The sequence below is a fragment of the Nocardioides sp. genome, assembly GCF_025964975.1.
Classification (GTDB): Bacteria; Actinomycetota; Actinomycetes; order Propionibacteriales; family Nocardioidaceae; genus Nocardioides.
In genome coordinates, this window is the sequence record NZ_JAOPXV010000059.1 from 1 (window position 1) to 7884 (window position 7884).

At 69.6% G+C, this 7884-nt stretch carries 7 protein-coding genes and 1 pseudogene; 4 read left to right on the forward strand and 4 right to left on the reverse strand.

What is annotated here, in order from left to right:
• The 4 genes and pseudogenes from JWN68_RS04470 to JWN68_RS04485 all read right to left on the reverse strand — a co-directional run.
• Positions 1-136 (reverse strand): annotated as a pseudogene (locus tag JWN68_RS04470) (TIGR00730 family Rossman fold protein); the annotation flags it as partial.
• Positions 133-1200, reverse strand: coding sequence for a succinyl-diaminopimelate desuccinylase (dapE, locus tag JWN68_RS04475; RefSeq protein ID WP_297735287.1), 1068 nt, complete (start codon positions 1198-1200; stop codon positions 133-135). The gene dapE and the pseudogene JWN68_RS04470, both read right to left, overlap by 4 nt.
• Before the next feature lie 150 nt (positions 1201-1350).
• The gene (gene ileS, locus JWN68_RS04480) at positions 1351-4587 is read right to left on the reverse strand and encodes an isoleucine--tRNA ligase (protein WP_297735290.1); all 3237 of its coding nucleotides are present in this window, start codon (positions 4585-4587) and stop codon (positions 1351-1353) included.
• 391 nt (positions 4588-4978) lie between these two features.
• A complete protein-coding gene (locus JWN68_RS04485) occupies positions 4979-6016 on the reverse strand; it encodes a hypothetical protein (protein WP_297735293.1) in 1038 nt (345 codons plus the stop codon).
• A gap of 176 nt (positions 6017-6192) precedes the next feature.
• Between JWN68_RS04485 and JWN68_RS19220 the strand changes: the two genes are divergently transcribed.
• The 4 genes from JWN68_RS19220 (at position 6193) to JWN68_RS04505 (ending at position 7739) form a co-directional block, all read left to right on the forward strand.
• Complete coding sequence (locus tag JWN68_RS19220) at positions 6193-6444, forward strand: hypothetical protein (protein WP_366519741.1); 252 nt, start codon at positions 6193-6195, stop codon at positions 6442-6444.
• Between the two features lie 398 nt (positions 6445-6842).
• Positions 6843-6989, forward strand: a complete 147-nt coding sequence (locus JWN68_RS04495; RefSeq protein WP_297735302.1) for a hypothetical protein — start codon at positions 6843-6845, stop codon at positions 6987-6989.
• Positions 6983-7138 carry a hypothetical protein gene (locus JWN68_RS04500; protein WP_297735296.1) on the forward strand — a complete coding sequence of 52 codons (156 nt, stop codon included), beginning with the start codon at positions 6983-6985 and terminating at the stop codon, positions 7136-7138. Before JWN68_RS04495 ends, JWN68_RS04500 begins: the two co-directional genes overlap by 7 nt.
• Positions 7139-7400: 262 nt before the next feature.
• A complete protein-coding gene (locus JWN68_RS04505) occupies positions 7401-7739 on the forward strand; it encodes a hypothetical protein (RefSeq protein ID WP_297735299.1) in 339 nt (112 codons plus the stop codon).
• Positions 7740-7884 lie beyond the last annotated feature (145 nt).

The following is a 7884-nucleotide window of genomic DNA, read 5'->3' on the forward strand; positions in this document are numbered from 1 at the left end:
TGCGCAGCACCCGCCACGGGTCGGTGTGCACCCAGTCGGCCGTCCCTCGGGAGTCGAGCAGGCGCTGGTCGGTGGTGGTGCCCTCCTGGACCTGACTTCGACGCGTCATCACCGGGCCCTTGAACCGTTCGTTCATGCCAGCCACTCCTTGAGCACCCGCTCGCAGCGGGTGATGTGCTCCATCGGCACCTGCTCGTCCTGCTTGTGGGCGAACATCGGATCGCCGGGGCCGAAGTTGACGGCAGGTACGCCGAGGGCGCTGAACCGGGCGACGTCCGTCCAGCCGAACTTCGGTGCCACTTCGCCGCCGACGGTCTCGACGAACGCCTTCGCGGCGGGCCGGTCGAGCCCGGGCAGGGCACCGACGGCCATGTCGGTCACCGTGACGTCGTACCCCTCGAAGAAGTCGCGGACGAACGCCTCCGCGTCTACGGCGTCTCGGTCGGGGGCGAAGCGGAAGTTGACCTCGACGACGCACTCGTCGGGGATCACGTTGCCCGCGACGCCCCCACGGATCCCCGTCGCGTTGAGCCCTTCGTGATAGGTCAGGCCGTCGATCACGGGCTGGCGAGCGACGTAGTCGTTGAGCCGCGCCAGCACCGGCGCCGCCTTGTGGATCGCGTTGACTCCCATCCAGCTGCGAGCCGAGTGCGAGCGCTCCCCCGTCGTGCGCACGTCAGCTCGCATGGTGCCCTGGCAGCCGGCCTCGACGCGGGCGTTGCTCGGCTCCATCAGGATCGCGAAGTCGGCCGTCATCAGCTCCGGGTCGCTCTCGGCGAGCAGGCGCAGGCCGTTGTGGACCGAGTCCACCTCTTCGGCCTCGTAGAAGATGAAGGTGATGTCGCGGTTGGGCTCGGGCACGTCGGCAGCGAGCTTGAGCATCACCGCGTCGCCACCCTTCATGTCGCAGGTGCCGAGACCGTGCAGGATCCCGCCGTCTTCCGTGTCCTCGCGCCGGGCCGGCAGGTTGTTGTTGAGCGGCACCGTGTCGAGGTGACCGGCGATCAGCACGCGCTCACTGCGTCCCACATCCGTCCTGGCCACGACGGTATGCCCCCGCCGGGTGAGGATGAGGTGCGGCAGCGCACTGAGCGCCTGCTCGACGGCGTCCGCGATGGCGGCCTCGTTGTGCGAGACGGACTCGATGTTGACGAGTTGTTCGGTCAGGGTCACGGCGTCGGCAGTCAGGTCAAGCAGCATGTGACTCATCCAACCATTGGCCCCGACAGGCGGGGCGTCACGCCCGCCCTGACGTCGGCAGTTCGGGGGTACGGCGCCCGGACCCGCGCTCAGCGAAGGCCGGCTGACATCGAACTGCCGACGGTGGGGACCGCGACCCCGACCTGAGCGTCAGGCGCGGACGACCTCCACGGACACGTCGGGCGCTTCGGCGTACGACACGGTCGTGGCCAGCGTCTCCTGGGCGAGCAGCGCCTCATGCGTCCTCGCGGCCTCGAGTGCCGAGGCGGGTCCCGAGACAGTCAGCGCGATGCGGTCGCTGACGTCGAGCCCTGCCTCGCGCCGGGCCTGCTGCACCGAACGGACGAGGTCGCGAGCGACACCCTCGGCCTCGAGCTCGGGAGTGAGCGCGGTGTCGAGGACGACGAAGCCGCCACCGGGCAGCACACCGGTCGCCGTGTCGGCGCCGGTGTCGGCAGCCACGGTCTCCAGCGAGAACTCGCCCTCGAGGAGCACGAGTCCGCCAGCGGTGAGGGTCCCGTCCTCGTCGAGCGACCAGTCCCCCGACTTCGAGCCCTTGATCGCCAGCTGCACGTCCTTGCCGAGGCGTGGACCGGCCGCGCGTGCGTTGACGGTGAGGCGCTGCTGGACGCCGTAGGCGTGGGCCTCGTCCGTGTCGACGTCGAGGAGCCGGACGCTCTTGACGTTGAGCTCGTCGGCGACGATCGAGGTGAAGGGCGCCAGCCGGTCCGGGTCGGCCACGACGACGGTGAGCGAGGCCAGCGGGAGCCGGTTGCGCAGGTTCGCGCCCTTGCGGAGGGCAGAGCCCGCGGAGCAGACGTCGCGGATCGAGTCCATCGCCGTGACGAGGGCGGGATCGGCAGGCAGCTCGTCGGCGAGCGGCCAGTCGGCCAGGTGCACCGACCGACCGCCGGTCAGGCCGCGCCATACCTCCTCGGTGACGAGCGGCATCAGCGGCGCCGTGACGCGGCAGACCGTCTCCAGCACCGTGAAGAGGGTGTCGAATGCGTCGGTGGAGTCGCTGTTCCAGAAGCGCTCGCGCGACCGGCGGATGTACCAGTTGGTGAGCGCGTCGAGGAACGAGCGAGTCGAGTCGCAGGCACCGGCGACCTCGTAGTTGTCGAGCTGGAGGGTCATCGTCTCGACGTAGTCGCGCAGCTTCGCGAGGACGTAGCGGTCCATCGGGTGGGTGCTCGCGGTGCTGCGGGCGGCGTCGTACGACACGCCGTCCTTCTGCGCAGCGTTGGCGTAGAGACTGAAGAAGTACCAGCTGTTCCACAGCGGGATCAGGACCTGTCGGACCGAGTCGCGGATGCCCTGCTCGGTGACGACCAGGTTGCCGCCGCGCAGGATCGGCGAGCTCATCAGGAACCAGCGCATCGCGTCGGCGCCGTCGCGGTCGAACACCTCGCGCACGTCGGGGTAGTTGCGCAGCGACTTGCTCATCTTCTGCCCGTCGCTGCCGAGCACGATGCCGTGGCTCACGCACGTCGAGAAGGCCGGCTTGTCGAAGATCGCGCCGGCCAGGACGTGCATCGTGTAGAACCAGCCGCGGGTCTGGCCGATGTACTCGACGATGAAGTCGCCGGGGAAGTGCCCCTCGAACCAGTCGGCGTTCTCGAACGGGTAGTGCACCTGGGCGAAGCTCATCGAGCCCGAGTCGAACCACACGTCGAGCACGTCGTCCACGCGCCGCATCGTGGACTGACCCTCCTCGGGCGAGCGGGGGTCGTCGGGGTTGGGCCGGGTCAGCTCGTCGACGAAGGGCCGGTGCAGGTCGGGGGTGCCAGAAGAGTCGTTCGGGTCGACCGGGAGCCGGCCGAAGTCGCGCTCGATCTCCTCGAAGGAGCCGTAGACGTCGAGGCGCGGATAGGCCTCGTCGTCGGACTTCCACACCGGCACGGGCGAGCCCCAGAAGCGGTTGCGGGTGATCGACCAGTCGCGGGCGTTCTCGAGCCACTTGCCGAAGGAGCCGTGCTTGATGTGGTCGGGCACCCAGCGGATGCCCTCGTTGAGCTCGAGGAGCCGCTCCTTGACCGCGGTCACCTCGACGAACCATGACGAGACGCCCTTGTAGATGAGGGGCTCGCGGCAGCGCCAGCAGTGCGGGTAAGAGTGGTCGTAGGTCTCGCGGCGCAGCAGCACGGTCCCGGGCGTGACCGCTCCCCCGGGCTGGCCCTGGGTGGCTGCCTTGAGGTGGTCGATGATGTGCGGGTTGGCGTCGAAGACCAGCATGCCGGCGTAGTCGTCGACAGGCGCTGTGAACCGGCCGTCCTTGCCGACCGGCATGACGGCCTCGATGCCCTCGCGGTCGGTGACGACCTTGTCGTCCTCACCGAAGGCGCCGGCGGTGTGCACCAGCCCCGTTCCGTCGGTGGTGGTGACGAACTCGGCGGGCACCAGGCGGAAGGCGCGCTCGTGGCCGGCGTAGTAGGAGAACGGCGGGGCGTACTCCAGACCGACCAGGTCGGCGCCCTTGTGGCGCGAGACGACCGTCGGTTCGTCGGTGTCGGGGAAGAGCTCGCGCTTGTACGACGCCAGGCGGGACTCCGCGATCAGGTAGCGCTCGGCCGTGCCGGTGGGCGCCGCGGACTCGACCACGACGTAGTCGATGTCCTCGCCGACCATCACGGCGAGGTTGGAGGGCAGCGTCCACGGCGTGGTGGTCCAGACGAGGACCTTGACGTGCTGCAGGTCGCCGGGGGTGGTGACGTCGTAGCCGACCGTGACCGCCGGGTCCTGGCGCATCTTGTAGACGTCGTCGTCCATGCGCAGCTCGTGGTTGGACAGCGGCGTCTCGTCGTTCCAGCAGTAGGGCAGGACGCGGAAGCCCTCGTAGATCAGCCCCTTGTCGTGCAGCTGCTTGAAGGCCCATATGACTGACTCCATGAACTCGGGGTTCATGGTCTTGTAGTCGTTCTCGAAGTCGACCCAGCGCGCCTGGCGGGTGACGTAGTCCCGCCACTCGCCGGTGTACTTCAGCACCGACTCGCGGCACGCGGCGTTGAACTTCTCCACCCCGAGCTCGTGGATCTCGTCGGTGGTCTTGAGACCGAGCTGCCGCATCGCCTCGAGCTCGGCCGGAAGTCCGTGGGTGTCCCAGCCGAAGCGGCGCTCGACGCGCTTGCCGCGCATGGTCTGGTAGCGCGGGATCAGGTCCTTGACGTAGCCCGTGAGCAGGTGGCCGTAGTGCGGCAGGCCGTTGGCGAAGGGGGGCCCGTCGTAGAAGACGAACTCCCCGTCGGTGTCGGCGTCGCGCTGGTCGATGCTCGCCTGGAAGGTTCCGTCCACGTCCCAGAAGGCCAGCACGGCCTCCTCGATCGCCGGGAAGTTCGGCGCGCTCGTGACCGTGGTCGAAGAGATGTGGGAGACCTTGGGGTAGGTCATCGGGGGACTCCTGCGGGGTGTCGGTCGCTCGGGCTGTTGGCCACGAGGACGACGGATGCCGCGGTACCACCTCGCTTGCGCCGCCTCTCGGCGGTGCCGCTCGTTGCTGGCTGTGACGGGCCACCCGTCCGGTTCTAGTGGGTCCGCCGCCGGCGCGCGGGGACTGTTCTTCCGGAAGGCTCGCCGCTGATGACGGCTCGGACGCCTTGTCGCCGATCGTACGGCGCACCCGCGCGGCAGCGCGAATCCGTTCGCGCGCGCCCCGGCGACCCGCTGCCGAGGTAGTCCGGTGGCAAACGGTCGTCCGGAGGACCGTTTCGCGACCGTTTTCCACCGGACTACCTCGGGGCAACTTCCGTCGCCCGCAACAGTCTCCGTGGCAAGCCAGACGTCAGGCGGCGCGGCGGTATCGAAGGAACTTCTCCCTCTGCCAGTCCGCCAGCGCGCGCCGTTGGGCAACGGTGGCGGTCGGTGTCCACCAATCCGGAGTTTCCACCGTCCAGCCCGGCGCGGTCGTCCGTGAGGCGGCGCGTGCCGCGGCGGACCGCAACCGCCTGGCGAAGTCATCCAGGTCCCCCGAGTCCGCCGCCACCATCGTGATCGTCTCGAGCCCGAGGTCCCGGAAGGACGCTTCCTTCTTGAGGTCCTTGGCGACTTGACTGCCCGACAGGTGGAGGCTGCCGTTGTACTCCCCCGCGATACCCAGCGCCGGGTCGATCAGGTCGGCGGTCCCGACATGGCGTCCGTCCAGGGTGAATATCGGCGCGTTGCACAGCGGTCTCGGCAACCCCGCCCGCCTCGTCCACACGCCGCGCATGTCGGTCTCACGCGGTGACCAAGCGTTCTCGTCGCCTTCGGCCAGCGCGTCCCGTGCCTGCTGGATCCCGGTGATCGGGCCCGCAGCCGCGAGGAAGGCGCCGACCTCGACGAGGGTGACCAGGTCCGAGAAGCACGCCATGTCGAGTGCGCGGACCGCCGCGGCCTGGTGTGCGGCGTACCGCATCTCGAAAATCACCGAGCGCACGCTCTGCGTGATCGGCACTCCGTCGATGACCAGGATGTCGTACGGCGCCAGGAACTCCCGACTGATCCGGAAGCCTGGCTGAGCCGCGACGTGTCGGCCGACAACGATGGGCACGTCACGGGGTCGGCCGCCGTTCGCCGTACCGTCGAACCACGCAGCTCCCTGCCAGTGCAACGCTGCCCACCCCGTCACGGCCTCGCCCTCCCGCAGGATTGCTGCAGCCTCAACTGTGCGTTGGTCACCCTTCGGGACAGCGATGGCAGGGACGTGGAATCCGAAGCTCGTCGTCCGCCAGTGCGGGCCGCGTGCTTGTCCCGGGGTCGGACCGGCCCTCCCGGTGCGATCGACGCGCACCGGCGCGACCAGCGCGGCGCGACGTGGGTTGAAGGGCGCAGGTTCGAACATGCCCGGACACTTCCCCGCCCCGGGGTGCCTCCACCAGATATCCACAGGCGCGTTCGCTCGCCACGGGGTAGTCCGGTGGCAACCGGTCGTCCTGAGTCTCCTTCCCCAACCGTTTGCCACCGGACTACCGGGAAAGGGACGACCCAGTGGTCGGCGAGCGTGGGTTGGCTGGGGGCATGGCACACCCCGGATATGACGGCGACTGGCTCCCCCGCGACCAGGACCCCCGCGCGGAAGCAGGGCCGGTGCGCGGCGAGCGGGACACCCTGATCGGCTACCTCGAGGCCTACCGCACCACGCTCGAGCTGAAGTGCCAGGAGCTCACGCCCGCCCAGCTCGGGACCCGCTCGGTGCCGCCGTCCAACATGTCGTGCTCGGGATGGTCCGCCACATGGCGCGCGTCGAGCAGAGCTGGTTCCGGCGCGTGATCGAGGAGCGGATGGACATCCGCCGGATGTTCCAGACGAGGACCTCGACGCCGGCTCCAGCTGGGAGGGCGAGCCGGACGAGGCGCTGGTCGAGGAGGCCTGGGCGCTGTGGCGCGAGGAGGTCGCCCATGCGCGCGAGGTCCTGGATCGCACCGACTTCGACAAGGTCGTCGACGTCCACGGCGACCCGACCGAGGTGCGCGACATCATCGTGCAATGGTGGAGGAGTACGCCCGGCACTGCGGCCACGCCGGCCTGATCCGCGAGTGCACCGACGGGCGCGGGGGACAGCGAAGGGCCTCGCAGCCCTGGTCGCGGTCGGTCTGGCCCTCGCCGGTCCAGCCGCTGCCACGCCCGCATCGGGCGAGGGCGCCGTGCGGGCGCCATACCGGAGCACGATGGCCGATCAGGTGGTCGGGGACGGTACGCCGGCCGGCTGCACGTCGGCGGCGGTCGTGCGCGCCGTACGCCGCGGTGGGGTGATCCGCTTCGACTGCGGCCCCGGCCCGGTCACCATCACCATGCAGCAGACCCGGAGGTGCTGAACACCAGCGAGCGGGTGGTCGTCGACGGCGGCGGTCTCGTGATGCTCAGCGGCGGCGGCACGCGGCGGATCCTCCGCCAGGACACCTGTGACGAGTTGCTGATCTGGACCACCTCCACTGCGACGACCAGGCGACGGCCCGGCTGGTGATCAAGAACATCACGCTGCGCGACGGCTACGCGTCGTCCCCCGACCTGGCGGACGGCTCCGGCGGCGCCGTGTCCGTGCGCGGCGGGCGGCTCCGGATCGTCAACGCCCACTTCGTCGACAACCGCTGCACCGCCACGGGACCCGACGTCGGGGGGCAGCGGTCCGGGTCCTCGACCAGTACCGCGACCGACCGGTCGTCGTCCGGCGCAGCACCTTCACGGGCGGCGTCTGCAGCAACGGCGGCGCCCTGTCCTCGATCGGGGTGTCGTGGCGGATCCTCCACAGCACCTTCATCGACAACCGCGCGATCGGTCGCGGAGCCAACCCGGCGCAGGCAGGCACGCCCGGCGGCGGGAGCGGCGGCGCGATCTACGCCGACGGCAACACCTTCCACATCCGGTTGACCGACCCGACGATCGTGGACAACAGTGACAAGGAGGGCGGCGGAGCCATCTTCTTCGTCAGCAACGACCGCACCGGCACCTTGTCGGTGGACTCCTCGGTGCTGCGTCGCAACGCGAGCCTAGGCTTCGAGAACTACCTCGGCATCTTCTTCCTCGGCAACGGCCGCCCGCGCTTCACCGACTCCGTCGTCCGCTGACTTCGGTCCGTATGACCGCAGTCCGTAGGGTTGCCGCGTGACTTCTGCCTGCGGCTACGGCCTCGCGACCCTCGACACCAACGACACGGTCCTCGACGTCTGGTTCCCCTCCCCCACGCTCGGCGAGCACGACGGCTCCGAGGCT